Source organism: Bradyrhizobium sp. USDA 372 (genome assembly GCF_053629095.1).
This window is the reverse complement of the sequence record NZ_JBRJHR010000001.1, coordinates 7,071,239-7,096,739: the sequence shown is the minus strand read 5'-3', so window position 1 is coordinate 7,096,739 and position 25,501 is coordinate 7,071,239. Positions and strand designations below refer to the sequence as shown.

Here is a 25,501-nt window from a genome sequence, read left to right as displayed (position 1 = left end):
CTTTCCGTTTCTTGTCAGCCCCGAAGAGCGTTGCCGCTCTCGTCGAAGCGGTGGATGCGCGCTGGGTCCGGCATCAGCGACACCCGGTCGCCGGCATGCAGGCTCAATTCGCCGACGTAGCGCGCCGTCAGCATGCCGAGCGCGCCGGCATCGACGTAGAGGAAGGTGTCACTGCCGAGATGCTCGGCCACCGCAATGGTGCCCTGCCAGCCTCCGCCGCCGTCGCGCTCGATCTTCAGATGCTCCGGCCGGACGCCGATCGTCGCTGCCCCCTTCTGCAAAGCGGGCTCGCCGGTGACGAAGTTCATCTTGGGCGAGCCGATGAAGCCGGCGACGAAGAGATTGGCGGGCCGTTCATAGAGCTCCAGCGGCGAGCCATATTGCTCGATCTTGCCGCCGTTGAGCACGACGATCTTGTCGGCCATGGTCATGGCCTCGACCTGGTCGTGGGTGACGTAGATCGCGGTGGTGCCGAGCTGCTTCTGCAGCCGCGTCACCTCGATGCGCATCTGCACGCGCAACGCGGCGTCGAGGTTGGAGAGCGGCTCATCGAACAGGAATGCCTTTGGCTCTCGGACGATGGCGCGGCCGATCGCGACGCGCTGGCGCTGGCCGCCGGAGAGCTCGCGTGGCTTGCGGTCGAGGTAGGGGGTGAGGTTCAGGGTCGCGGCGGCCGCCTCGACCTTGCGGTTGATCTCGTCCTTCCGCAAGCCCGCCATCTTCAGGCCGAAGCCGATATTGCCGCGCACGCTCATATGCGGATAGAGCGCGTAGGACTGGAACACCATCGACAGTCCGCGCTTGGCGGGCGGCGTATCGACGACGTTCTTGCCGTCGATCAGGATCTTGCCGCCGCTGACGTCCTCGAGCCCCGCGATCAGCCGCAGCAGCGTGGTCTTGCCGCAGCCGGAGGGACCGACGAACACGACGAAGGAGCCGTCGGCAATGTCGAGGTCGGCGCCCTTGATGATGTGCACGGGGCCGAAGGACTTTTGTACGCCCTGAAGTGTGATCTGACCCATGATCCCCCTCTACTTCACCGCACCGAAGGTGAGCCCGCGCACGAGTTGCTTCTGGCTGAACCAACCGAGGACGAGAATGGGCGCGATCGCCAGCGTGGACGCCGCCGACAGCTTTGCCCAGAACAGCCCTTCGGGGCTGGAATAGGATGCGATAAACGTGGTCAGCGGCGCAGCGCTCGAGGTGGACAGGTTCAGCGTCCAGAACGCCTCGTTCCAGGCCAGAATCAGATTGAGCAGCAGCGTGGACGCCAGCCCCGGAATCGCCATCGGCGTCAGCACATAGACGAGCTCGCGGCCGATCGTGGCGCCGTCCATGCGCGCGGCTTCGAGGATGTCGCGCGGGATCTCCTTGAAATAGGTGAAGAGCATCCAGATCACGATCGGCAGGTTGCCGAGGCACAGGATGAAGACGAGGCCGATGCGGGAATCGAGCAGGCCGAAGCTCTTGTAAATTAGGTAGATCGGCACCAGCACGCCGACCGGCGGCATCATCTTGGTCGAGAGCATCCAGAGCAGGACGTCCTTGGTGCGCTTGGTCGGCGAGAACGCCATCGACCAGGCCGCGGGAATGGCGATCAACAGCGCAATGAGCGTCGAGCCGCCGGCGATGATGATCGAGTTCATCGCGTGGTGCAGATAATCGCTGCGCTCCTGCACCGTCGCGTAGTTTTCCGTGGTCCAGTGGAAGAACAGGAAGGATGGCGGGATCGCGAAGGCCTCGAGCTCGGTCTTGAAGCTCGCCAACCCCATCCACAGGATCGGAAAGAAGATCAGGAAGCCGAACAGCCAGGCTCCGATCGTCGAGATGACCACCCGTTGTCTCGTCGCCATCCGCGCCATGCTTCAAGCCTCCAGATTGCGGCCGACGATGCGGACGAGAAAGAAGGCGACGACGTTGGCGATCACCACCGCGACGAGACCGCCCGCGGAGGCGCTGCCGACGTCGAACTGGATCAGCGCCTGCGAATAGATCAGGAAGGCGATGTTGGTGGTCTGCAGGCCGGGCCCGCCGCCCGTGGTGACGAAGATCTCGGCGAACACCGTGAGCAGGAAGATGGTCTCGATCAGGATCACCACGGTGATGGGACGCGCCAGGTGCGGCAGCGTGATGTAGATGAAGGTCGAGATGGCGCTCGCGCCGTCCATCTCGGCGGCCTCCTTTTGCTCCTCGTCGAGCGATTGCAGCGCCGTCAGCAGGATCAGCGTCGCGAACGGCAGCCATTGCCAGGTCACGATCAGGATCACCGCAAACAGCGGCACGTCGTTGAACCAATCGATCGGCGTCAGGCCGAACAGCGAGGCGAGCCAGGCGAACAGCCCGGACACCGGATGCATCAACAGGTTCTTCCAGACCAGCGCGCTCACGGTCGGCATCACGAAGAACGGCGCAATCACCATCAGCCGGACGAAATTGCGGCCGATCACGGGCTGGTCCATCAGCAGCGCCAGCGGAATGCCGAGCAGGATCGTCAGCGCCAGCACCGAGCCGACCAGCACCAGCGTGTTTTGGAGCGAGGCCAGAAAAGCGGGATCGGTGAGGAAGTAGCGGAAGTTTTCGAGGCCGACGAACGATTCCGAACCGGGATCGAGCAGGCTGTAGTGCAGCGTCGAGAAATAGATCGTCAGCGCCAGCGGGACGATCATCCAGATGAACAGCAGCCCGACGGCGGGGGTCAGGAGCGACCGCGCAAGAAACTGCGTCTGCCGGGTTGCCATTTCTTGGCGCTCCGCTCGGAGGAAGAAGACGGCCATCCAGCAAGGATGGATGGCCGCAAGTTTGAGCTCAAGGAGAGCTCGGGTTCACTTGATGTAGCCGGCGCGCTTCATCTCGCGCTCGGTAGCAGACTGCGCAGCCGTGAGCGCTGCATCGACGGTCATCGATCCCGCAAGCGCCGCCGAGAACTGCTGGCCCACTTGCGTGCCGATGCCCTGGAATTCAGGGATCGCGGCGTATTGCACGCCGACGTAAGGAACGGGCTTCACCGTCGGCTTGTTGGGATCGGCGGCGTCGATCGAGGCCAGCGTTAGTTTCGCGAACGGCGCGACCTTCAGGTACTCATCGTTCTGGTAGAGCGAGGTGCGCGTACCCGGCGGCACGTTGGCCCAGCCCTCCTTCGACGCCACCAGCTTGGTGTAGTCCTTGCTGGTCGCCCAGGCGATGAACTTCTCGGCAGCTTCCGTCTTCTTGGAGCCGGCGGGAATCGCGAGATTCCAGGCCCACAACCAGTTGGCGTTCTTGCCGAGCCCGGTGTTGGGCGCGAGCGCGAAGCCGACCTTGTCGGCAACCTTGGAGTCCTTGGGGTTGGTGACGAAGGACGCCGCGACCGTGGCGTCGATCCACATCGCGCATTTTCCGGCGTTGAACAGCGCCAGATTCTCGTTGAAGCCGTTGGAGCTCGCGCCGGGAGGGCCGGCTTCCTTCATCAGGTTCACATAGGTCGTGAGCGTCGTCTTCCATTCCGGCGTATTGAACTGGGGCTGCCAGTTTTCGTCGAACCAGCGCGCGCCGTAGGAATTGGCCATCGCCGAGAGGAACGCCATGTTCTCGCCCCAGCCCGCCTTGCCGCGCAGGCAGATGCCGTAGGTGCCGGCACTCTTGTCCGTCAGCTTCTTGGCGGCGTCGATCACGAAGTCCCAGCTCGGCTTTTCCGGCATCTTCAGGCCGGCCTTCTCGAACAGATCGGTGCGGTACATCACCATCGAGCTCTCGCCGTAGAGCCTGTGAGCCAATTCGTTTTGTTTCGGCTTCGGCATCAAGGGGTGGTATCGCCCCTTGATGGGGGAAGCCGGCGGCGTCAGGCTGTTGGTTATCTATGCTTTTGCGAGACGATGCCCTTGCAGGATGTTGTTGGTGAGGGCGTACCAGAGCACGACGGCACGGACCTTCTCGATGCCGCGCACGGTCAGTTGCCTGAGGTCCCAGTTGCGCCAGCGGGCATGGATGCATTCGCAGATGGTACGGGCCTGGTACTGTGCCTTGCCGGCTTCGCTGGCCATGCGAGCACGCCAGGCCGCTATGCCAGGACCGTCGCTGCTCCGGGGTAAGAAGGGATCGACACCGCTCCTGGATTGGGGCGGTGGACAGTAAACCTCGATGCCCTCGCCATGCGCCCATTCGATGTCGTCGCCAGTGCAGAACCCGCCATCGGCGAGGTAGCGGCGTGGCAAGCGCTTCAGCCGAGCGCGCGTTCGCTCCAGCATCGGGCGCATCAAGCCACGATCTGAGCCGCTGTTGTCGACATCGATCGCGACCACGATCAGTTCGCCAGCCGCGCTAGCCACCTGCACATTATAGGCCGGACGGAAGCCGGCATCGGCCATCTTCATCACCCTGGCCTGCGGGTCGGTGGTGGAGGCCCGAGGCTCCTTCGGCTTCTTGCCATTGCCGCCCTTGTCGTCGAGCTGTTTTCGCTTGCGCTTGATCTCGGCCAGCGCGGCCTGCGCGGCTTGCACCCGCTCGCTGCGTTCGCGCGCCGCCCGCTCTTTGGCGGCCCGGATCCGCCGATTGCTGGCTTCCGGGTCCGCATCGACCTCGCGCTTGAGCTCTTCCACAATGGCCTCGGCCTGCGCCATCTGCCGATCCAGCGTCGCCTCCCGCCGGAAAGATCCGGTCCCGGCATTCGCTCGTATCCGCACCCCGTCCTGGGTCAGCTTCTCCAGATCGACCAGCCCTGCCTCGTTCAGGGCCACCAGATGTTCAACCAGCAAACGGTCGAGCAAGTCGGCACAGCCGACCCGGAAGTCCGACAGCCCGTGATGGTTCAACGACACGCCACCGCAGAGCCAGCGGTAGACGTCGTGGCTGTCGCAGAGCCGGTCCAGCGCCCGCGCGCTGCCAACGGCATCGCTCGCGGCGTACAGCCAAAGCGCCAGCAACAACCGTGGCGATGGCGCCGGATGGCCCGGCCTGTTTTCCCGTGCCTTGACGCGATCTTCCAGCTCGCTCAGGTCCAGCCCTTCGACATAAGCCCAGATCACCCGCGCTGGATGATCCTGCCCGATCAGGCTGTCGATATCGACCGCTCGCAATTCGACCTGATTGCGCACAGGCTCGCGCAGCCGAGGTGCGCCTTGCGGCACCGCTTCGGTTCGTGCCGACTGCTCCGGCAATTCACCAAAAAGTCCGTCGTCAGCCATCATCCTCTCCAGCAGATCAGTCTGCCCAGAGAATCACATTCGTCTGACGCGCGGTACAAAAGATTCACAGTCTCGTAGAATGGCGCGGCGTAGAGCTTGCCGTCGGCGGAGACCGCGTCCTTGATCTTGGGCAGAAGGTCGGCGACGTCGTAATCGGCACCGAGATTGGCGAGCGGCACCAGCCAGCCCTTCTTGGCCCAGATCGGCACCTCGTAGGTGCCGATGGTGAGCACGTCGAACTGGCCGCCCTTGGTGGCGATGTCGGTGGTGACGCGCTGGCGCAGCACGTTCTCCTCCAGCGTCACCCACTTCACGGTGATGTCGGGGTTCTTCTTGGTGAACTCGCCCGTCAACCCCTGCATGCGGATCATGTCGCCATTGTTGACGGTGGCGATGGTCAGGGTCGTTTCGGCCATCGCAGGGACGGCCAGCAGGACAGACGCGCCGCAGACGGCGCCCAGGACATGTTTCACGGTGACCTCCCCTCAATTCGCGTTTTGAGCATATGCCCACGCGTTGGGCGTATGTTCAACGGGGGCGCGCCAGTTGTCAAGCACGCGCGCGGGTGTTTGCGCAACTTATGAGTGCTGCAGTGCGGGAGGGTGGAAGGACCCAGGCGGAAGCGACGGCATTGTTGGGAACGAACGCCGCGGCTTGCTACACCTCCGCGCGAACCGTCCTACCGCTCCAGAATCGCCCTTGCCGTCGCTTCGTCGGTGATCAGGCCGTTGATCAGGCCGCCGTTCAGTGCCGCCGCGATCGCCGCCACTTTGGCCGCCCCGACCGCTGCGCCGATCGTCGTGGTTTTCGCCGGCACTTCCGGCGGGATGCTGGTGAGGCGCTTGTTGGTGCCGGCCTTGAGCAGGCGGCCCTTGGCATCATAGGCCCAACCGGTGATCTCGCCGATCGCGCCCAGGCGCATCATCTCGAACAATTCGTCGCGGGTGACGAAGCCGTCGACGTGCACCTGCGCCTTCTGGTCCATCTGGCCGATGCCGACGAGGCGCAAATCCGCTTTGGCTGCGACCGCTTTCACCTTCGCGATCGGCTCGATGCGCACCATCCTGTTGCGCTCGTCCTCCGACGACATCAGGAACGGCAGCGGCATCGGATAGTGCCGCGCGCCGGTGCGGTCGGCGAGCCGGCCGACCGTGTCGTAGAAGCTCGCCGAGCCGTCGGCGGAGATGTTGCCGACCAGCGAGACGATCTGGTGATTGGGCCGCTCGATCGGCGTGACGCGCTCGACCGCGGCGCGCACCGCCCGGCCGGTCCCAAGCGCGACGATGACAGGCGTCTCCGAGCGCAGCGTGGAATCGAGCAGATTGGCGCAGCGCTCGGCAATGCCCGCCGTGGCCTGTGGCGCGGCAGGATCTGCCGGCACCACCTCGCAATGGACGAGGTCGAACCGTTGCTTCAAACGCGCCGCCAGCTCCATGCAGGCCGCGATGGGATGTTCGAGCCGGAAGGTGATGAGCCGCTCGGCGAGGCACAGCGAGACCAGCCGCTGCGCCGAGGCGCGCGAGACCTGGAGCATCTTTGCGATCTCGTCCTGGGTATGGCCGGCAATGAAATAGAGCCAGCCGGCGCGCGCGGCGTCGTCGAGTCTCGACTTGTCGTTCTCGGCGGCCATGCGGGCTCACATCTCCCAGAAATCGCTCATGCGCGCGAAGACCCGATCGGCTCCGGCCGCGGACAATATAGCGCAGCCATCGCGGCTGCGATAATGGCCGCCGCCGACAAATCCCCAGACGGTCATGCCGGCGGCCTTGCCCGCTTGCACCCCACTGACGCTGTCCTCGATCACCAGCGTGCGTGTGGGCGGTGTGCGCATGCTCTCGGCGGCATGAAGAAAGAGATCGGGCGCCGGCTTGCCGTGCCTGACCATCTGCGCAGTGTAGATCCGGTCGCCGAAATATCCCCGAAGACCGGTGACGTCGAGCGCGAGCGACACGCGATCGAGGTCGCTGGACGAGGCCACGCAGAACGGCACGGTCAGCGCCGAGATCACCGCCTCCACCCCGGGGATCGGCTCGAGCGAGGTGGCGAACGTCTCCAGCACATGCGACTTCAATCGCGGCAGGAAGCCATCTGGCACGACCTGACTGAGATCGCGATAGTGCTGCTCGATCGCCGTGGTGCTGCGTCCGAGAAACAGTTCGAGCGCCTGCTCCTCGCTGAGCAAAAGACCGAATTCAGCCAAGGCCTCGGACAGGCAGCGGCAGCTCAAGAGCTCGCTGTCGACGAGCACGCCGTCGCAGTCGAAGATGATCAGATCGGGGTTTGGCCGGCCCTTGTCCATCCGGCCATTCGATCATATACCCACACTATGAGCAATAGTTCAGCCGAGAACACGGCGCCGTGGCGTTCCCGCATCAGTGCGCCACCTGCCGGTAGATCGCCGGCAGCGCCGCGGGCAATCGCTTGATGTTGCCGACGATGGCATAGCCGCTGCGCCCGAACAGCGTCGGAAAATAGGATTGCGCCGCCGCGTCGATCGTCACGCCGAACACCACCATCCCGAGTCGGCGCGCTTCCTGCACAGACCTCCTGGTGTCTTCGACCGCAAAGCGCCCCTCATAATGATCGACGTCGTTCGGCTTGCCGTCGGTGAGGACGAGCAGCAGCTTTTTACGCTGCGGCTGGCGTGCAAGCTCGGCGGCGGCATGGCGGACCGCCGCGCCGATCCGCGTGTAGTAGCCGGGCTTGAGCGCACCGATGCGGCGCTCGACCACGCCGCTCATCGGCTCGCCGAACGCCTTGACCGTCTCGAGCCGCACCCAGGACCGCCGACGCGAGGTGAAGGTCAGGATGCTGTGGTGATCGCCGCAGGCGGATAGGCCGTGGGCAAGCACGAGCAGCGCCTCCTTCTCGACGTCGAGCACGCGGTAACCATCAACCCAGGCGTCCGTGGAGAGTGAGACGTCGACCAGCAGAGTGACGGCGAGATCGTGCCCTTGCGGGCGCATCGCAACGTGGACACGATCAAGACCGCTGCTGCTGCCGGCGCGGAGGTCGCATCGCGCGCGCACCAGCGCGTCGAGGTCGAGGTCATGTCCGTCGGCCTGGGCCCGCATCAATTCATGGCGCGGCCGCAGGACCCCGAAGCGGCGGCGCACCTGGCGCACGTGCCGGCGCATGGTCTCGTCAGGCGTCCAGCTTTCACCGGTTTCAGACGCGGCAGATGCGAGCACGCGGCAATGATCGGGCAGATAGGAGCGGCCTCGATAGTCCCATTCGGGATAGGTCAAATCCGCAGTCAGCCGCGATGCATCGAGCGCTTCCGGCGGCAGGTCGAGATCGAACTTGAACCGGCTCGCCGGCTTGCCGCGGCGGCTGAGCGTGATCTCCTCGAGATCGTCGGCCGCCTTCTGGGCGTCCTCGTCCTCGCTGTCATCCGAGGGGCGATCGACATTGACCATCTCGGCCATCGCCAGGATCTTTTCGAAACGATTCAGCACGAAGGGATCGCGGCGATTGGCTCCGTCCTCGCGTTCGCGGACGGCAAAGCGCTTGCGATTGTCCTCGCTCGCGGCCTCCGCACTGCCAGCGCACTCATCCTCTCCCGCATGCGTAGGCGACAGCTCGCGGGTCCAGCAATCGCCCCAGACTGGGCATGGCAGAATCGGACGATAGCCCGGCGGAGACTTGCCCGGCAGCGGTCCATTCCCCATCATCGCCGACCACAATTTCCCTGCCGGTGCAGGTTCCGCGCCGAGCAGGGCGAGAATGATCTGCTCGATCTCCTGCTCGATGCGCGGCAGGGGACGCCGGGGCCGCGCCGCTGCGGTCGCGGCGGCAAGCTGCGCGTAGTCGGCGACAAGCCCGGGAAACTGGGTCAGCACGAAGACCGCGGTTTCAGCGGCGCGGCGCAGCACGAGCAGATCGCGCCGGAGCGGATCGGTCTCGGCGATCGCCTCGACCGGCGCAACCGCGAACCATGCCGCGAGCCAACGATAGAGGCATGCATTGAGCTCGCGGTCGGCGAAAATCCCGATGCTGTCCGGCAGGAAGATGGTCGCGGCATCGCGACCCGGCTGCTCGAGGCGCTCGTCACCGAGACCGATGCGTTGCCACCAGCCGAGCCGGTGCCCGGACTTGCGCGCGCAGGCGCTCGCGATCTGCACACTCGCCTCACCGCCCAGCGCGCGGAACATCACCGCGAGCCTGTTTCTCATTTCCGCAAGCGAGACGACGTGATCGGCATGAACCGGATAGCTGGCGGTGGCGCCGACCATGCGGTGCCAGGCGCGGCCGACCGTCTCCTCCAGTTCGAGGAAATCGAGCATGGTCGTACCTCAGCCGATCATCGCGCGCGCGACGTCGAGAAGCGCCGCCTTGACGTCGGCATCGTCGGTCAGCGGCTCGATCATGCCCGCGAGCACGGCATCCGCAAGCGGCATGCCGGCCGCGATCAGGGTCGCGCAATAGACCACGAGCCGGGTCGAGACGCCCTCCTCCAGGTCGTGCCCCTTCAGCGCGCGCAGCCGGCCAGCCAGCCCGACCAGCGGCCGCACGCGCTCCGGCGACAATCCGCTCTCGGCCGCGACCACCGCGATCTCCTGCTCCGGGGCCAAGAAGCCGAACTCGATGGCGACGAAGCGCTGGCGCGTCGACGGCTTGAGCGCCTTCAGCAGCGTCTGGTAACCGGGATTGTAGGACACGACGAGCATGAAGCTGTTCGGTGCGGCAAGCTCCTCGCCGATGCGCTCCAGAGGCAGGATGCGGCGATCGTCAGTCAGGGGATGCAGCACGACCGTGACATCCTTGCGCGCCTCCACGACCTCGTCGAGATAGCAGATGCCGCCCTCGCGCACCGCCCGCGTCAACGGGCCGTCACTCCACACCGTATCGCCGCCCCTGAGCAGATGGCGGCCGGTGAGATCGGCCGCGGTGAGATCGTCGTGGCAGGCGACGGTGTGCAGCGGCAATCCCAACCGCGCCGCCATATGCGCAACGAAGCGCGTCTTGCCGCAGCCGGTCGGTCCCTTCAGCAGCACCGGCAGCTGGTGCCGCCAGGCGTGCTCGAACAGCGCGCATTCATTGCCGCTTGCGACATAGGCCGGCAGCGCCGGCGCGGTAACGGCGTGAAAGGCAGCTTTCATAATCATTCTCCGCAATTCGCATCGAGATGGCGGCCGCGGCGAACCGCGGCCGCCTTTACGCTCATTCGGCCGGCTGCAACGCGCCGGGGATGACGGGCTGCCTGGCGCGGCCGGGCACCAGCACGGCCCACACGAACATCAGTGCGGAGCTGGCGACGAACACGCCGGACCCGAGCCGGACCCAGTAGAACATCGAAAGCTGGTCCTGCACGTCCATGTACCCTTGGCCGAGCACGCGCTGGAGGTGAACCTGGACCACGCCAGCGAAGGTCAGCGCGAAGGTCATCACCATCATGGCCGTGCACATGATCCAGAAGCTCGCCATGGAGAGCCACTGGTTGTAGGGCGCACGTCCCTTGAGCTGCGGGATCGCATAAGCCATCACGGACAGGTTCAGCATCACATAGGCACCGAAGAAGGCGAGATGGCCGTGCGCGGCGGTGACCTGCGTGCCGTGGGTGTAATAGTTCACCGAGGACAACGTGTGCAGGAAGCCCCACACACCGGCGCCGAGGAATGCCATCACCGAGCAGCCGACCGACCACAACAGCGCAGCGCGGTTCGGGTGCTTGCGGCCGGCCTTCCAGGTCATCTGCACAGTGAAGATCACCATCGTGAAGAACGGCGCGACCTCCAGCGTGGAGAACAGCGAGCCGATCCACTGCCAGTAGCCGGGCGCGCCGATCCAGTAGAAATGATGGCCAGTGCCGAGAATGCCCGAGAACAGCGCCAGCCCAATGATGACGTAGAGCCACTTCTCCACCACCTCGCGATCGATGCCGTTGAGCTTGATCATGAGATAGGCGAGCACGGAGGCCATGATCAGCTCCCAGACGCCCTCGACCCAAAGATGCACGACGTACCACCAATACATCTTGTCGACCGCGAGGTTCGCCGGGTTGTAGAAGGCGAACAGGAAGAAGATCGCAACGCCCCACAGTCCGAACAGCAGGATGTTGGTGATCGTCGTCTTGCGGCCCTTCAGCGCCGTCATGGTGACGTTGAACAGGAACATCAGGCAGACCACGACGATGCCGACCTTGATGATGAAGGGTTGCTCGAGGAATTCGCGGCCCTCGTGGTAGTGGAAGAGATAGCCGACCACGGCCACGCCCGCAGCACCGAAGAACATCCAGAACTGGATCTTGGCGAGCAGCGGGCTGTAAAGCTCGGTCTCGGTTTCCTCAGGCAGCAAGTAATAGGTCGCGCCCATGAAGCCGATCAACGACCACACGATCAGTGCGTTGGTGTGGATCATCCTGACGATGTTGAACGGCAGGAGGGCCGACAGCGTGTTGGGCAGGACGTAGATGGTTCCGGCGACAAGACCGAACAGGACCTGGGCCAGGAACAGCGTCAGCGCGCCGTAGAAATACAGCATCGCGACTTTCTGGGTTTGGTATTTCATCTCGGGTTCTCTCTGTCTGGAAAGAGGAAGGCGCTCAGCCAGCCTTGTTCGGCGGCCATTCCTGGCGCTTGATCTTGCTGGTCCACTGCAGGAAGTCGGCGAGATCGTCGAGTTCCGGGTCGGTCAGGTTGAATTGCGGCATCTGCCGACGACCCGGCGCGCCGGAGGGCTGCGATTGCATCCAGGCCTTCAGCGTCTCACGTGCGGCGGCCGGGTCCTCGTTGCCGCCCCAGCGATCCCAGACATTGCCAACCTCAGGGGCGAAATAGGCGCCCTCGCCCAGCAGCGTGTGGCAGTTGATGCAGGAGTTCTTTTCCCAGACGTGCTTGCCGCGGGCGACCGACGACGTCAGCATCGTCGCGTCCGTGGAGGACGTGGCCATGTAGTAATGGCTGTGCGCCGTCAGCCCTATGAAGATCGCAAAGAAGAAGGCCGAGCCGCCGTAGAAGACGTTCCGAGCGGCCGACTTGGTCAGGCGTTCAGCCATTGCCAATCCTTTCCGGTTTGATTCCGAAGACATGCGATGGTGTGATTTATTGCCGCTTTGCCCGGCACGTTCTTTGTCAGGGCGCAATGAGCGCGTCAGATCAGGGCGGCGACGGCCGAGGCGAGCCAGGCAAGCAGCAGCACGATCAGGATCCAGCTCACGACGAGACCGCGCCAGAGCGCGGGCACGACGCGAAGATCCATGAAATCGAGCGCGATGCGGTGCCCCTTGAGCGCTGCGAAGGCGAGCAGCAGCGCATTGCCGAGCAGCGCCCGCGGCATCAGCGGCGGCAGCAGGATGGTCGCGAGCGCGATGCCGATCAGCACGATCCAGGTGATGTCGATGCGATCCGGCATCGTCATCTCACCAGGTAGAGAATGGGAAACATGACGATCCAGACCAGATCGACCATGTGCCAGAAGGCCGTTCCCGTCTCGATGCCTGATATTTCGGCGCGGCGGCAGACCACGGCGAGAATGACGATGCCGAGGCCGACATGCAGAAGATGAAAGCCGGTCAGCAGGAAGTAGAGCGTGAAGAACGGGCTGGTTTCGAGCCCGACCCCGCCTCCAATTTCTTCGGCATATTCGGCAAGCTTGATCGCGATGAAGAGACCGCCGAGCACGATGGCGCCGACAATCCAGGATCGCGCCACCTGCCGTTCTCCGGCGCGCGCAGCCTTCGTGGCTCTTGCCGCCGCCCAGCCGCTCGATACCAGCACGACGGTGTTGAGGCCTGCGAGATTCGAATTGAGCGCGGCCTGCCCGGCCGCGAACACAGCCGGGTGGATCGCACGGGCGACCGAAAAGGCGCCGAGGAACAGGCCGAAGGCGACGAGCTCGCTGAAGATCAGCACCCAGATCATGGGATCGCCGGGGAGATCTTGCAGAATTCCCCAGCCGGTTTCCTGTTGTTCGCACTCGGTCGTCGACATCGTCTTTCCGGACCAGGACACCGGCCAGACTTAGCCCGGCTTCCCGGTTCCGAATTTGTCGGCGGACAAACTGGGGATCGCCAGAGCACTTGTTTGCGCCGACGCAACGTCCGGCCGGCCGGATCGCGGTACGAACCGGCGCAGGGTTCCCAGGACCGGCGAACGATCACATGAGTGATGCACAAATCGGGCTGATGACTGCGACCCCCATCATCATCGCCTTTGCCATCGCGCTCAGGCGCATGGGGGTCTTGTCGACCGTGGCAACGGTCTCGGCCGTGAGCCTCTCCGTCGCGATCGCGACGGTGCTGTTCACGACGCAGTAGCGGCCCGCGCCCCGAGCGCAATGCAGAGCGTCATTACGATGCTGCACAGCAGGAGGCACCTGCTGTTCGTGGTGTCAGACAGTTCCATTCCTCGGTTTTGGCTTCTTGACGTCGTGCGCTAATATTGCGCTCCACGATTGGATGAGTTGGCCATGCCTGAGATCATCAACCTTGGCGCGCTGCAGCTGACATTCCTACAGAGCAAGGACGAGACCGCCGGCGGCCTCGATCTGTTCGAGATGACATTGCAGCCGAACGCGCGCATGCCGATTCCGCATTATCACGATCGCTGGGACGAAACGATCTATGGACTCAGCGGCATCTCGACCTGGCGGATCGAAGCAAAGGACATTGACGTCGCGCCGGGCGAAAGTCTGTACATCAAGCGCGGCGTGGTGCACGGCTTCATCAACCGTTCGCCCCGACCGGCAACCTGCCTGTGCATCCTCAGCCCCGGCGTACTCGGTCCGCAATACTTCAGGGACATGGCGGGCCTGCTATCGGCCGGCTCGCCTGATCCGGCCAAAATGAAGGAAACGATGCTGCGCTACGGGCTGGTTCCTGTGATGCAATCCTGAGGATGAGCGCGGCGCGAGCGGGGTGGAGTGAGATGGCTAAAGCGTTCGCGATTGGTGGGCACGGCGCGTTGCGCCTTTGCCCACCCTACGAGACCGCCTACCGCCGCTGATTGTACACGTCGATGCACACGGCACCCAGCAGCACCAGGCCCTTGATGACCTGCTGATAGTCGATGCCGATGCCGAGGATGGACATGCCGTTGTTCATCACGCCCATGATCATGGCGCCGACCACGGCACCGCCGACCCGCCCGACGCCGCCATAGGCCGAGGCGCCGCCGATGAAGCAGGCGGCGATGACGTCGAGCTCGAAGCCGAGGCCGGCCTTTGGAGTTGCCGTGTTGAGGCGCGCGGCGAAGACGAGGCCGGCAAGGGCGGCGAGCACGCCCATGTTGACGAAGGTGAGGAAGGTCAGCCGCTCCGTCTTGATGCCCGACAGGCTCGCCGCCTTGGCGTTGCCGCCGACGGCGTAGATCTGCCGGCCGATCACGGTGCGGCGGGTGACGAAGCCGTACAGCGCGATCAGGATACTCATGATCACCAGCACGTTGGGCAGGCCGCGATAGGTCGCGATCAGATAGGTGAAGTAGAGCACCGCGCAGGCCAGCACAGCGCTCTTGCCGAGGAAGAACGCATAGGGCTCGACCTCGATGCCATGCGACTGTTCGCGCGACCTTCCCTTGGCACTGGCATAGACCAGCCCGAGCGCGAGCAAGGCGCCGATCAGCATGGATGTCGGATGCAGCGTGCCGGCCTCGGGCAGCAATTCGGGAATGAAACCGGACGACAGTTTCTGGAAAGTCGCCGGGAACGGGCCGAGCGACTGGCCCTGCAACACCGCGAGCGCCAGCCCCTTGAAGACCAGCATGCCCGCCAACGTCACGATGAAGGACGGAATCTTGAAATAGGCCACCCAATAGCCCTGCGCCGCACCGATGGCGGCGCCGAGCGCGAGGCAAGCGATGAAGGCGAGCGTGTAATCGACCTTGTAGGTCACCATCAGCAAGGCCGCCACGGCACCGATGAAGCCCGCGACCGAACCGACCGAGAGGTCGATATGGCCGGTGACGATGACCAGCAGCATGCCCAGCGCCATGATGACGATGTAGCTGTTCTGCAGCACCAAGTTGGTGAGGTTGAGCGGCTGCAGCAGCGTGCCGCCGGTCACGACCTGGAAGAACAGCATGATCGCAACCAGCGACATCAACATGCCGTAATTGCGCAAATTGTTCTTGATGAAGCTGCCGTGCCGGCGCTCCTCGGGCAGCGAAACCGTCTTGTCGGTCATGGCTGCGATCCTCCCATCTCCGCGGCCGCGGGCGCGGCGTTCCCAATGCTTCGTTCGTTGCGCATGATGGCGCGCATGATCTTTTCCTGTGTCGCCTCCGAGCCCTTGAACTCGCCGACGAAAGCGCCGTCGTTCATGACGCAGATGCGGTCGCAGATGCCGAGCAGCTCGGGCATCTCCGAGGAGATCACCACGACGCCGCGGCCGGCTTCCGCAAGCTCATTGATGATACAGTAAATCTCATATTTGGCACCGACGTCGATACCTCTTGTCGGCTCATCCAGGATCAGGACCTTGGGGTCGGTCATCAGCCATTTCGATAGTACGACCTTCTGCTGGTTGCCGCCGGAGAGCTGGCCGGTCTCCTGGTAGACGTCGGAGCAGCGGATGCGCATCCGGTTGCGGTAGTCGCTGGCGACCTTGAGCTCGGCGATGTCGTCGATCACCCTGCTAGGTGCGACCTGGTCGAGGCTCGCCAGCGTGATGTTCTTGCGGACGTCGTCGGCGAGGATCAGGCCGAGCTGCTTGCGGTCCTCGGTGACGTAGGCAAGACCGGCGTCGATCGCGGCGGCGACGCTTGGCAGCGCGATCTCACGGCCTTCGAGCCGGATAATGCCGCTGACATTGGTGCCCCAGGAGCGGCCGAACAGGCTCATGGCAAACTCGGTACGCCCTGCCCCCATCAGGCCGGCAATGCCCACGACCTCGCCTCGCCTGACGCCGAAACTGACGTTCTTGATCACCTGCCGCTCGGGATGGATGGGGTGATAGACCGACCAGTTCTCGACGTCGAGCACCGGCTCGCCGATCTTCACATTGCGCTCCGGGAAACGGTGCGCCATATCGCGATTGACCATGCTGCGGATGATGCGGTCTTCCTGGATCGGCTCCGCATGGCAATCGATGCTGTCCACCGTGCGGCCGTCGCGCAGCACGGTGATGTGGTCGGCGACCTTGGCGACCTCGTTCAGCTTGTGCGAGATCAGGATCGAGCCGATGCCCTGCTCGCGGAACGCCATCAGGCGATCGAGCAGCGCGGCGCTGTCGGCCTCGTTGAGGCTCGCGGTCGGCTCGTCCAGGATCAGCATCCGTACCCGCTTGGACAGCGCCTTGGCGATCTCGACCAGCTGCTGCTTGCCGACGCCGAGATCGGTGATCAGCGTATCCGGGGATTCCTTCAGGCCGACCTGCGCCAGCAGCTCGCGCGTGCGCCGGTAGACCTCGTCGCGGTCGATCACCCCTAGCTTCGACGGCGGATGCGACAGGAAGATGTTCTCCGCAATCGACATCAGCGGGATCAGCGCCAGCTCCTGATGGATGATGATGATGCCCAGCGCCTCGGAATCGTTGATGTCGCGAAAGCGCCGCTCCTCGCCGTCGAAGACGATGGTACCCTCGTAGCTGCCGTGCGGATAGACCCCGCTCAGCACCTTCATCAGCGTCGACTTGCCGGCGCCATTCTCGCCGACGAGCGCATGGATCTGCCCGGCGCGAACCGAGAAGTTGACGTCGCGCAGCGCCTGCACGCCGGCAAAGCTCTTGCTGACGTTGCGCATCTCCAGCATGGCGGTCATGGCTTTGGTGTCCCTTGCTTTACTTCGCCTCTCTCCGCGTGCGGGGAGAGGTTAAATGATATCGCTGCATCCACATCGTCATTGCGAGCGCCGAAGCAATCCAGACTATTTCCGCGGTGGCAGACTGGATTGCTTCGCTGCGCTCGCAATGACGGAGTGCATAGCAACCACTGCACGCATGGAAAGAGGCCCCTCATCCTAACCCTCTCCCCGCAAGCGGGGAGAGGGGAAAGAGAGAGTCTTACTGGAACTGCGACTTCTTGTAGTAGCCGCTGTCGACCAGCACCTTCTCCCAATTGTCCTTGTAGACCACCACCGGCTTGAGCAGGTAGGACGGCACGGTCTTGACGCCGTTCTCGTAGGTCTTGGTGTCGTTGACGGTGACCTCCTTGCCGGCGAGCGCGGCGTCGACCATGTCAGCGGTCACCTTGGCGAGGTCGCGGGTGTCCTTGAAGATGGTCGAATACTGATCGCCGCGCAGCATGGCCTTGATCGAAGGCACTTCGGCGTCCTGGCCCGAGATGATGGGCATCGGCTGGCCGGCACTGCCGTATCCGACGCCCTTCAGCGAAGAGATGATGCCGATAGAGAGGCCGTCATAGGGCGACAGCACGGCGTTGACCTTCTTGTTGCCGTAGTAGGCGCTGAGCAGGTTGTCCATGCGGGCCTGCGCAGTGGCGCCGTCCCAGCGCAGGGTCGCGACCTTATCCATGCCCATCTGGCCGGACACGACGACGAGCTTGCCGCTGTCGATATACGGCTTCAGCACGCTCATGGCGCCGTTGTAGAAGAAGTAGGCATTGTTGTCATCGGGCGAGCCGCCGAACAGCTCGATGTTGAAGGGACCCTTGCCGTCCTTCAGGCCAAGACCTTGCACGATCGACTCTGCCTGGAGCACGCCGACCTGGAAATTGTCGAAGGTCGCGTAATAGTCGACGTTGGGCGTGCCGCGGATCAGGCGGTCATAGGCGATCACGGTGATGCCTTTTGCTTTCGCCTGCTTCAGCACGTCGGACAGAGTGGTGCCGTCGATCGCGGCGATCACCAGCGCCTTGGCGCCCTTTGTCACCATGTTCTCGACCTGGGAGAGCTGGTTCGGGATATCGTCCTCGGCATATTGCAGGTCGGTGTTGTAGCCGCGCTCCTTCAGCACCTTCACCATGTTGTTGCCGTCGTCGATCCAGCGCGCCGAGGATTTCGTCGGCATGGCGATGCCGACCGTCGCCTTCTGGGCGAAGGCAGCGACGCCCGTGGCCATCGTGGCGGCACTGGCCAGCGCCAGCGCGAGAAATGTCGTCTTCAGTTTCAGCATGTTTCACTCCCTTTGGGTGTCAGACTTTCTTCGTAGTGTCGAGAACGACGGTGGTGTACGGCTTGGGCCTCCTATACGAGCTTGACGTCGGGTTCCGCGCGCCCGGGCGCGTTTGCTTCGAGCAGAAAGGTGCAGCCGGCTTTCGGATCGGCGGCGCGTGCCGCCGCGTCCATGTCCTGCCAGGCCGACGTGACGAGCAGGCGCGACAGGTCGGGGCCGACGAAGGCGGGGCAGCTCGCCTGCTTCGCCGGCACGCTGAGTGACCGCAGGCGCTCGCCCTGCGGCGAATAGACATCGATCCGGCTCGCGCCCCAGCACGCATTCCAGATCTGCCCGTCGGCGTCGCACACCGAGCCGTCGAGACCGCCGATGCCGCTGTGGCGCAGCAGCACCTCCGGCTCGCCGCGCGGCAGGCCGGTCGCGGGGTTCAGCGGCACGGCATAGAGCACCGCGCGCGGGGTGTCGGTGAAGTAGCCAGTGGCGCCGTCAGGCGAGAAGCAGATCGAATTGGGAATGCTGATGCCGGGAAACAGGGTCGAGATCTTGCCGCGATGAAACGCGTAGATCGCGCCCGCCTTCGGCTCGGCTTTCTTGCCCATGGTGCCGATCCAGAACGTACCCGATTGATGCACGCGGCAATCGTTCGAGCGCGTCGCCGGATTGTCCGCTTCGAGTGGACAGAACAGCGTCATCGCACCATCAGCGAGCTTGCGGATGTAGAGGCCGTCTTCGGCGACGATCAGCTGCCGCTCGGCGTCGATGCGCCCGAGCGCGCTCGCCATCCGGCCGAGCGCGTGGATGCGGACAGAACCGCTGCCGAGTTGCGCCTCGAACAGCTTGCCTTCGCGAATGTCGAACCACCAGGCCGTGTCCGTGGTCACGTCATAGGTCGGGCCTTCGCCGAGATGGCAAGGATGGTCCGAGAGGACAGTCGTTGGCACCTGCTCCATCATGGCGACCTCACCGAAAAGCGATAGACCGTGTGATGGCGATAGACCCCGCCGGGATCGAGGCGCGGGCTCGGAAAGTCCGGCCGGTTCGGAGCGTCGGGCCAGATATGCGGCTCCAGGCACATGGCGTCCGATTGCCGGATCAGCTTGCCGCCTTTGCCCGCCATCGTCCCGTCGAGATAATTGCCGGAATAGACCTGAAGTCCGGGCTGATCGGTGAGCAGCTCCATGATGCGCCCGGAGAGCGGCGCCTCCAGCCGCGCCGCGAGCGCAAGCTTGCCGTCGCGGCCGAGGCAATAGGTGTGGTCGTAGCCCCTGCCGTTTCGCAATTGCGGGTCGCTCTCGCGGATGCGCTCGCCCACCGGCCGCGGATTGCGGAAATCGAACGGCGTGCCGGCAACGCTGCGCGGCGGCTCCGGCAGCGGAATTGCGGTGGGATCGATTGCGAGGAACTGCTCGGCGGCGACCATCAGGCTGTGATCGAGAATGGACGTACCTGACGTCGCACCCTCGAGATTGAAGAAGCTGTGGTTGGTCAGATTGACGATGGTCGGCCGGTCGGTCCGCGCTTCCATCAGCAACGACAGCTCGGTCGGACCGGTGATGCGATAGGTCACGCGGACGTCGAGCTTACCCGGATAATTCTCCTCGCCATGCGGGCTGACATAGGTGAGCGTCACCGCGGGCTCGGCGCCCTCGTCGATGTCCGCGATCTCCCAGAGCTTGCGATCAAAACCCTCGAGCCCGCCGTGCAGCGCATTCGGACCGTTATTGACGGGAAGCTGCACCGTCTCGCCTTGAAACGAAAATTGTCCCTTGGCGATGCGGTTGGCATAGCGGCCGACGGTAGCACCCAGAAACTTCCGTTCGGCGAGATAGCCCGCGAAGACATCATGGCCAAGCACGATGTCGTCGTATCCGCCGTTGGCATCCGGCGCGATCAGCGCTTGCAGCACCGCGCCGTGGCTGATGATACGCGCCTCGAAACCGCCCTCCCCACGCAGCGCGACGCGCTCGACCTTGCGGCCGTCGGGCAGCGTCCCGAAGACGTCTCTTGTGATTGTTGATGCGGCCATGCTCAATCCACAAACGGTTCGACGATCGTGCGCTTGCCGAGCAGGAAGGCGTCGGCGACGAGACGGAGCGGCGTCAGATCGACGTCACTTGCGCCGGCCGCTGCAAGCTCGACGAAGCGCCGGTAGAGTCCGCGATATTCCTGATCAGGTCCTTCGGCAAGCACCTTGCCGTCGACGGCCATGCGCGCGCCACCGCTTGATAGCGTCAGCCGGCCCTGATCGGTCTCGACGAGGATATCCCAGCTCTGCGGCCCGGTCTGGCGGAAGTCGAACTCGGCAGTCACGGGCAGGCCGCTGATATCCGTCAGGTTCAGGTTCGCCGCGATCGGCGCCTGGCAGTTGGCGGGAAAGGCCAGCTCGGCCGCGGTGACGAACACGGGCTTCGGCAGAATCCTGGTCAGGATCGACAGCGCGTTGATGCCGGGATCGAACACGCCGAGGCCGCCCGGCTCCCAGATCCAGCCCTGCCCGGGATGCCAGACGCGGACATCCTCCTTCCAGCTGATGTGCACCGAGTTGATGCACCGCTCGGCGAGCCATTGCCGGGCCGGCTCGACCGCCGGCGCATAGCGCGAATGCCAGGTCGCAAACAATGTCCGCTTCGCACCCGCCGCCATCGCAATCAACGGATCAAGCTCGGCAACCCCGGTGCCCGGCGGCTTCTCCAGCATGACATGCTTGCCGGCGGCGAGCGCCGCCGCGGCCTGGACCCGTCGCACCTGCGGCGGCGTGCAGAGCGAGACCGCGTCGATCGGCGGCCCCTTCTGAAGCAATTCCTCGATGGTTGCAAAATGCGGCACCCCCGGTAGCGAGGCATTGCGGCTCGCCACGGCGGCGAGCATTGCACCCGGTGTGGCGGCGATCGCCGCCACATGCTGGTCCCGCGCGATCTTGCCGAAGCCGACGATGGCGATGCGAAGGTCTGTCACGCTTGTTCTCCGGTATCGGTCGATGGCAGCGGATCGGCCGGGGCGGTCTCGATCACCGTACTGTCGTGGCGGCGCATGCCATTGTGAATGACATAGACCATGGCCTCGGATGCGGCGTCGGCATCGCCCGCGACGATGGCATCGACGATCCTCTGATGCCACAGCAGCACCGTCTCGCGGTCCTCGGTTTCGACCGGGGCGCTGAGCAGGAACGATGCACGCAGCGCTGCTTCGATGACATGCCCGACCGAGCGCATGAATAGATTGCCGGAGGCGCGCGCCACACCAACGTGAAGCGCGAGATCGGCATCGGCAAAGCCGACCGAGTCGGAGGCTTCACGCCGCATGCGATCCATGCAGCGGCGAAGCTCGCTGATGTCCTCCTCGGACCGCTGCGTGGCCGCCAGCATCGCCGCGCGCGGCTCGACCGCCAGACGGATCTCGGCGAGGTCGTTGAGGAAGCGCTTGTCGATGCCGGCGTCGAGGTGCCAGGCCAGCACGTCCGCGTCGAACATGTTCCAGGCGCCGCGCTCGCGCACGACCGTGCCGACCCGGGCCTTGGTGGTGAGCAGGCCCTTGGCGACCAGCGTCTTCACGCTCTCGCGCAGCACCGGCCGCGACACGCCGAACATCGCGATCATCTCGGCATCACCAGGCAGGCGCGTGCCTTCCGCATAGCGGCCGGCGATGATGTCGACGCCGATCGAACGCGCCACCTCCGCATGGTTGGAGTGGGCCCGCCGCGTCGGGATAACGACGATCCGCGAGGTCATGACGCCGCTCCCATATGTTTCACCCGCCGGCCGGCGCGCAAGCGTGACCAGCCCCTGTTGCAGGGCGATGAAGGCGAACAGAAGCACGCCGGTCGCGATCTTGGTCCACCAGCTCGACAGCGTGCCGTCGAAATTGATGTAGGTCTGGATCAGGCCCTGGATCAGCGCGCCGAGGAATGTTCCGACCACCGAGCCCTGGCCGCCGGTGAGCAGCGTGCCGCCGATCACAACGGCGGCGATGCTGTCGAGCTCGACGCCGACGGCGGAGAGCGAATAGCCGGCGCTGGTGTAGAAAGAGAAGACGATCCCGGCGAGCCCCGCGAGCAGGCTCGACAGCATGTAGATCTTGATCGTCATCTTGCCGACGGCAACGCCCATCAGGCTCGCGGTGGCCCGGCTGCCGCCGAGCGCATAGACGTTGGCGCCGAACCGGGTGAGATGCAGCAGCAGGGCGCCGCCGATCACGATCAGGAGCATGATGATCGCGATGGCCGTCAGCCGGCCGCCGCCGGGCATCCGCAGTGCAAAATCTGACACCGTCGAATAGATCGGCGCGTTGATCGGCACCGATTCGGTCGACAGCAGGAAGCTCGCGCCGCGCGCCAGGAACATGCCGGCCAGCGTCACGATGAAAGGTGGCAGATCGAAGACGTGGATGACGGCGCCCATCGCCGCGCCAAACGCCGCCGAGAGCGCGAGGATGGCGACGAAAGCGACCAGCGGCGGGACGCCCCAGCGCTCGATAGCCAGCGCGACGAATACGGTGGTGAAGCCGATCACCGAGCCGACCGAGAGGTCGATGCCGCCGGAGATGATCACGAACGTCATGCCGGTCGCCACGATCCCCAGGAAGGCATTGTCGGTGAGCAGATTGCCGACCACGCGGGTGGAGGCGATGTTGGGGAATTGCATGGCGCAGAGCGCAAAGGCCGCAACGAGCACGATCGCCGTGATCAGGACGGGCGGCAGGCCTTTCATGCTTTGGCCCTCCGCAGCCACGTGACGATTCCGGCGAGACCGGAGAATTTCGGCGATTGCAGCAGCAGCACCGCGAGCACCACCACCGCCTTGACCAGCAGATTGAACTCCGGCGGGTAGCCCGACAGCAGGATGCCGGTGTTCATGGTCTGGATGATCAGCGCACCCAGCACGGCCAGCACGAGACTGAATCGGCCGCCGAACAGCGAGGTGCCGCCGATCACCACGGCGAGGATCGCATCGAGCTCGAGCCAGAGGCCGGCATTGTTGGCGTCTGCACCCATGATGTCGGCCGCGGCGATCACGCCGGCGAGCGCGGCGCAGACGCCGCACCAGACGTAGACGGCCAAAATCATTGCGCGTGTGCCGACGCCGGCGAGCTCGCTCGCCCGCGCGTTGCCGCCGGTTGCCTCGATCAGGAGACCTAGCGCGGAGCCACGCACGACCGCGCCGGTGAGGATGAGCATGCCCAACGCAATCACGACCGGCACCGGCAGGCCGAGCACCGAGCCATTGCCGAGCCACACCAGATCCGGCGAGGAGAACGTCACGATGCGTCCTTCGGTGATGAGCTGGGCGATGCCGCGCCCCGCGACCATCAGGATCAAGGTCGCCACGATCGGCTGCATGCCGAGCACGGCGACGAGAAAGCCGTTCCAGAGGCCGCAGACGAGGCCCGCCCCAAGTGCAGCCGCCAGCACGATCGGGAGACTATGACTGTCGGCTAGGCTCGCGGCGATCGCACCGCAGATCGCCATCACGGCACCGACCGACAGATCGATGCCGCGCGTCGCGATCACCAACACCATGCCGAGGGAGAGCAGCGCCACCGGCGTGCCGCGGTTGAGCACGTCGATAAGGCTGCCGAACAGACGGCCATCCTGCAGGCGCAGGTCGAAGAATTGCGGCGAGACCACGCGATCGACCGCGAGGATGACGATCAGCGCCAGGATCTGGGCAAGGCCGCGGCGCGGCAACAGCGCTGTCATGTGTGGGCCTCAAGCGCAACAGCGACGCTATCGGCGGCAATGGCGGCGAGAATGTTGCCAACGTCGATCGCCTCGCCCGTGAGCTCCTCGACATGGGCGCGGTCGCGCAGCACGACCACGCGATCGGAATACGTAACGATCTCATCCAGTTCGGAGGAGATGACGAGCAGCGAAAGCCCGTCGTCGCAGAGCTCGCGGATCAGGCGGATGATCTCGGCATGCGCGCCGACATCGATGCCGCGGGTCGGCTCGTCCAGCACGAGCAGCCGCGGCGAGGTCGCGAGCCAGCGCGCCAGCAGCACTTTTTGCTGGTTGCCGCCGGAGAGCAGGCCGACCGGGCGCTCCGGATCGGGCGGGCGGATGTCGAGCATCTTGACGTAACGGCGCGCGATCTCGTCCTGCTCGCGGCGCGACAGCGGCCGATGCAGCCCGCGCTTGGCCTGGAGCGCGAGCACGATGTTCTCGCGCACGCTGAGCTCGGCGACGATGCCGTCGGTCTTGCGCTCCTCCGGGCAATAGCCAAAGCCGTGACGAACGCCGTCGCGCGGCGACTGCAGCCGAACGGCTGCGCCCGCCACCCTCGCCTGCCCACGATCCGCGCGCTCGGCGCCGAACACCAGCCGCGCCGTCTCGGTGCGGCCTGAGCCGAGCAGCCCGGCCAGACCGACCACCTCGCCGTGACGCAGCTCGAGATCGAACGGCGCGACATAGCCGGCCTTTCCGTAACTCTCGAAGCTCGCACACACCTCGCCGGCCTGGCGCTCACGCGTTGCCGCCCGCGCGGTGGTTTCCGCCAGCTCGCGGCCGAGCATCATCCGGATCAATTCCAGCCGCGGCAGCGAGGCGGTCTCGCGCTCGCCGACGAGGCGGCCGTTACGCAGCACGGTGATGCGGTCGGAGATCTCGTAGACCTGGTCGAGGAAGTGGCTGACGAAGACGATGCCGATGCCGCGCCCCGCGAGCTGGCGCATGATACGGAAGAGAATCTCGACCTCGTGCCGGTCGAGGCTCGCGGTCGGCTCGTCCAGGATCAGCACCCGGGCGGAGAGATCCACCGCGCGCGCAATCGCGGTGACGTGCTGAATCGCCACCGAATAATTGCCGAGCGGCGCGGCGACGTCGATGTCGAGGCCGAAATCCGCGAGCAGAGCCTTGGCGTGGCGCCGCATCTCGCCTTCGCGCACGATGCCGAAACGCATCGGCTGGCGGTCGAGGAACAGGTTCTGCGCCACCGAAAGGTTCGGCAGCAAGTTGACCTCCTGGTAGACGGTCGCCATGCCCGCTGCGAGTGCTGCCTTGGCCGAGCGCGGCGCGATCTCCTCACCGCCGAGCCTGACGATGCCGACATCGCGCGGAAACACGCCGGTGACGACCTTGATCAGCGTGGACTTGCCGGCGCCGTTCTCACCGAGCAGCGCATGGATCTCACCGGCGCGCAGCGTGAAGTCGACCTCCTGCAACGCGCGCACCGCACCAAAGCTCTTGCTGATCCCGCGCACCTCCAGCAGCGGCAGAGCAGGATCAAGGCTGTTTTCCATCGCGACGTCACTCCCACCGGCGCCCGCGGACAGCGCGGACGCCAAGCCTACTCGTTCGCGCAGCGGTTTTGAAAGGGGGTGCCGGACCGCAAGACGACGC

At 64.8% G+C, this 25,501-nt stretch carries 23 protein-coding genes and 3 pseudogenes; 2 read left to right on the top strand and 24 right to left on the bottom strand.

The window, feature by feature from the left end; genetic code table 11:
* Nucleotides 1–14: 14 nt before the first annotated feature.
* The 14 genes and pseudogenes from AB7M16_RS33110 to AB7M16_RS33045 all read right to left on the bottom strand — a co-directional run bounded on the left by AB7M16_RS33110 (nucleotide 15) and on the right by AB7M16_RS33045 (nucleotide 13,090).
* Nucleotides 15–1,022: an ABC transporter ATP-binding protein gene (locus tag AB7M16_RS33110; RefSeq protein WP_172784333.1), complete on the bottom strand. Its 1,008-nt coding sequence runs from the start codon at nucleotides 1,020–1,022 to the stop codon at nucleotides 15–17.
* A gap of 9 nt (nucleotides 1,023–1,031) precedes the next feature.
* A complete protein-coding gene (locus AB7M16_RS33105) occupies nucleotides 1,032–1,862 on the bottom strand; it encodes a carbohydrate ABC transporter permease (RefSeq protein ID WP_172784332.1) in 831 nt (276 codons plus the stop codon).
* A 3-nt stretch (nucleotides 1,863–1,865) separates the two neighbouring features.
* Nucleotides 1,866–2,738 (bottom strand): carbohydrate ABC transporter permease, encoded by an 873-nt coding sequence (locus tag AB7M16_RS33100; protein WP_172784331.1) that lies wholly within the window; start codon nucleotides 2,736–2,738, stop codon nucleotides 1,866–1,868.
* A gap of 84 nt (nucleotides 2,739–2,822) precedes the next feature.
* A pseudogene (locus AB7M16_RS33095) lies at nucleotides 2,823–3,737 on the bottom strand (extracellular solute-binding protein); the annotation flags it as partial.
* 96 nt (nucleotides 3,738–3,833) lie between these two features.
* On the bottom strand, nucleotides 3,834–5,162 hold the full coding sequence (locus tag AB7M16_RS33090) for an IS1182 family transposase (RefSeq protein ID WP_212257604.1): 1,329 nt from the start codon (nucleotides 5,160–5,162) through the stop codon (nucleotides 3,834–3,836).
* 47 nt (nucleotides 5,163–5,209) lie between these two features.
* Nucleotides 5,210–5,575 (bottom strand): annotated as a pseudogene (locus tag AB7M16_RS33085) (ABC transporter substrate-binding protein); the annotation flags it as partial.
* 263 nt (nucleotides 5,576–5,838) lie between these two features.
* The gene (locus AB7M16_RS33080; protein WP_172784329.1) at nucleotides 5,839–6,789 is read right to left on the bottom strand and encodes a sugar-binding transcriptional regulator; all 951 of its coding nucleotides are present in this window, start codon (nucleotides 6,787–6,789) and stop codon (nucleotides 5,839–5,841) included.
* 6 nt (nucleotides 6,790–6,795) lie between these two features.
* Nucleotides 6,796–7,458, bottom strand: a complete 663-nt coding sequence (locus tag AB7M16_RS33075) for an HAD family hydrolase (protein WP_453946520.1) — start codon at nucleotides 7,456–7,458, stop codon at nucleotides 6,796–6,798.
* 73 nt (nucleotides 7,459–7,531) lie between these two features.
* Entirely contained in the window at nucleotides 7,532–9,445 is a 1,914-nt protein-coding gene (locus AB7M16_RS33070; RefSeq protein ID WP_453946519.1) for a VWA domain-containing protein, read from the bottom strand.
* Between the two features lie 9 nt (nucleotides 9,446–9,454).
* Nucleotides 9,455–10,261 carry an AAA family ATPase gene (locus tag AB7M16_RS33065; protein WP_453946518.1) on the bottom strand — a complete coding sequence of 269 codons (807 nt, stop codon included), beginning with the start codon at nucleotides 10,259–10,261 and terminating at the stop codon, nucleotides 9,455–9,457.
* 61 nt (nucleotides 10,262–10,322) lie between these two features.
* Entirely contained in the window at nucleotides 10,323–11,669 is a 1,347-nt protein-coding gene (locus AB7M16_RS33060) for a cbb3-type cytochrome c oxidase subunit I (protein ID WP_453946517.1), read from the bottom strand.
* A 34-nt stretch (nucleotides 11,670–11,703) separates the two neighbouring features.
* The gene (locus tag AB7M16_RS33055) at nucleotides 11,704–12,156 is read right to left on the bottom strand and encodes a c-type cytochrome (RefSeq protein WP_260382994.1); all 453 of its coding nucleotides are present in this window, start codon (nucleotides 12,154–12,156) and stop codon (nucleotides 11,704–11,706) included.
* Between the two features lie 95 nt (nucleotides 12,157–12,251).
* Nucleotides 12,252–12,512 (bottom strand): cytochrome C oxidase subunit IV family protein, encoded by a 261-nt coding sequence (locus tag AB7M16_RS33050; RefSeq protein ID WP_439400916.1) that lies wholly within the window; start codon nucleotides 12,510–12,512, stop codon nucleotides 12,252–12,254.
* Between the two features lie 2 nt (nucleotides 12,513–12,514).
* The gene (locus AB7M16_RS33045; RefSeq protein WP_172784322.1) at nucleotides 12,515–13,090 is read right to left on the bottom strand and encodes a cytochrome c oxidase subunit 3 family protein; all 576 of its coding nucleotides are present in this window, start codon (nucleotides 13,088–13,090) and stop codon (nucleotides 12,515–12,517) included.
* Nucleotides 13,091–13,260: 170 nt separating this feature from the next.
* Here AB7M16_RS33045 and AB7M16_RS33040 point away from each other — a divergent pair, with 170 nt between their 5' ends.
* Both AB7M16_RS33040 and AB7M16_RS33035 read left to right on the top strand, forming a co-directional pair.
* Complete coding sequence (locus tag AB7M16_RS33040) at nucleotides 13,261–13,416, top strand: hypothetical protein (protein ID WP_085965373.1); 156 nt, start codon at nucleotides 13,261–13,263, stop codon at nucleotides 13,414–13,416.
* A gap of 152 nt (nucleotides 13,417–13,568) precedes the next feature.
* Nucleotides 13,569–13,994, top strand: coding sequence for a cupin domain-containing protein (locus AB7M16_RS33035; RefSeq protein ID WP_212256863.1), 426 nt, complete (start codon nucleotides 13,569–13,571; stop codon nucleotides 13,992–13,994).
* Nucleotides 13,995–14,091: 97 nt separating this feature from the next.
* Here the strand turns inward: AB7M16_RS33035 and mmsB are convergent, their stop codons facing one another.
* From mmsB to AB7M16_RS32985, 10 genes and pseudogenes are all read right to left on the bottom strand, one after another.
* Nucleotides 14,092–15,282 (bottom strand): multiple monosaccharide ABC transporter permease, encoded by a 1,191-nt coding sequence (mmsB, locus tag AB7M16_RS33030; RefSeq protein WP_453946516.1) that lies wholly within the window; start codon nucleotides 15,280–15,282, stop codon nucleotides 14,092–14,094.
* Nucleotides 15,279–16,856, bottom strand: coding sequence for a multiple monosaccharide ABC transporter ATP-binding protein (mmsA, locus tag AB7M16_RS33025; RefSeq protein WP_212256864.1), 1,578 nt, complete (start codon nucleotides 16,854–16,856; stop codon nucleotides 15,279–15,281). The genes mmsB and mmsA overlap by 4 nt, the downstream gene beginning before the upstream one ends.
* Before the next feature lie 241 nt (nucleotides 16,857–17,097).
* Nucleotides 17,098–18,168, bottom strand: coding sequence for a multiple monosaccharide ABC transporter substrate-binding protein (gene chvE, locus AB7M16_RS33020; RefSeq protein WP_172784318.1), 1,071 nt, complete (start codon nucleotides 18,166–18,168; stop codon nucleotides 17,098–17,100).
* 71 nt (nucleotides 18,169–18,239) lie between these two features.
* Entirely contained in the window at nucleotides 18,240–19,118 is an 879-nt protein-coding gene (locus AB7M16_RS33015) for an SMP-30/gluconolactonase/LRE family protein (protein WP_453947290.1), read from the bottom strand.
* Nucleotides 19,118–20,194 carry an aldose epimerase family protein gene (locus tag AB7M16_RS33010; protein ID WP_453946515.1) on the bottom strand — a complete coding sequence of 359 codons (1,077 nt, stop codon included), beginning with the start codon at nucleotides 20,192–20,194 and terminating at the stop codon, nucleotides 19,118–19,120. The genes AB7M16_RS33015 and AB7M16_RS33010 overlap by 1 nt, the downstream gene beginning before the upstream one ends.
* 2 nt (nucleotides 20,195–20,196) lie before the next feature.
* On the bottom strand, nucleotides 20,197–21,123 hold the full coding sequence (locus AB7M16_RS33005; RefSeq protein ID WP_453946514.1) for a Gfo/Idh/MocA family protein: 927 nt from the start codon (nucleotides 21,121–21,123) through the stop codon (nucleotides 20,197–20,199).
* Nucleotides 21,120–21,896 carry a FadR/GntR family transcriptional regulator gene (locus AB7M16_RS33000; protein WP_172784315.1) on the bottom strand — a complete coding sequence of 259 codons (777 nt, stop codon included), beginning with the start codon at nucleotides 21,894–21,896 and terminating at the stop codon, nucleotides 21,120–21,122. Before AB7M16_RS33000 ends, AB7M16_RS33005 begins: the two co-directional genes overlap by 4 nt.
* Before the next feature lie 6 nt (nucleotides 21,897–21,902).
* Nucleotides 21,903–22,874, bottom strand: a pseudogene (gene yjfF, locus AB7M16_RS32995) (galactofuranose ABC transporter, permease protein YjfF); the annotation flags it as partial.
* On the bottom strand, nucleotides 22,871–23,863 hold the full coding sequence (locus AB7M16_RS32990; protein ID WP_453946513.1) for an ABC transporter permease: 993 nt from the start codon (nucleotides 23,861–23,863) through the stop codon (nucleotides 22,871–22,873). The pseudogene yjfF and the gene AB7M16_RS32990, both read right to left, overlap by 4 nt.
* Nucleotides 23,860–25,401 (bottom strand): sugar ABC transporter ATP-binding protein, encoded by a 1,542-nt coding sequence (locus AB7M16_RS32985; RefSeq protein WP_453946512.1) that lies wholly within the window; start codon nucleotides 25,399–25,401, stop codon nucleotides 23,860–23,862. Before AB7M16_RS32985 ends, AB7M16_RS32990 begins: the two co-directional genes overlap by 4 nt.
* Between the last annotated feature and the right edge of the window lie 100 nt (nucleotides 25,402–25,501).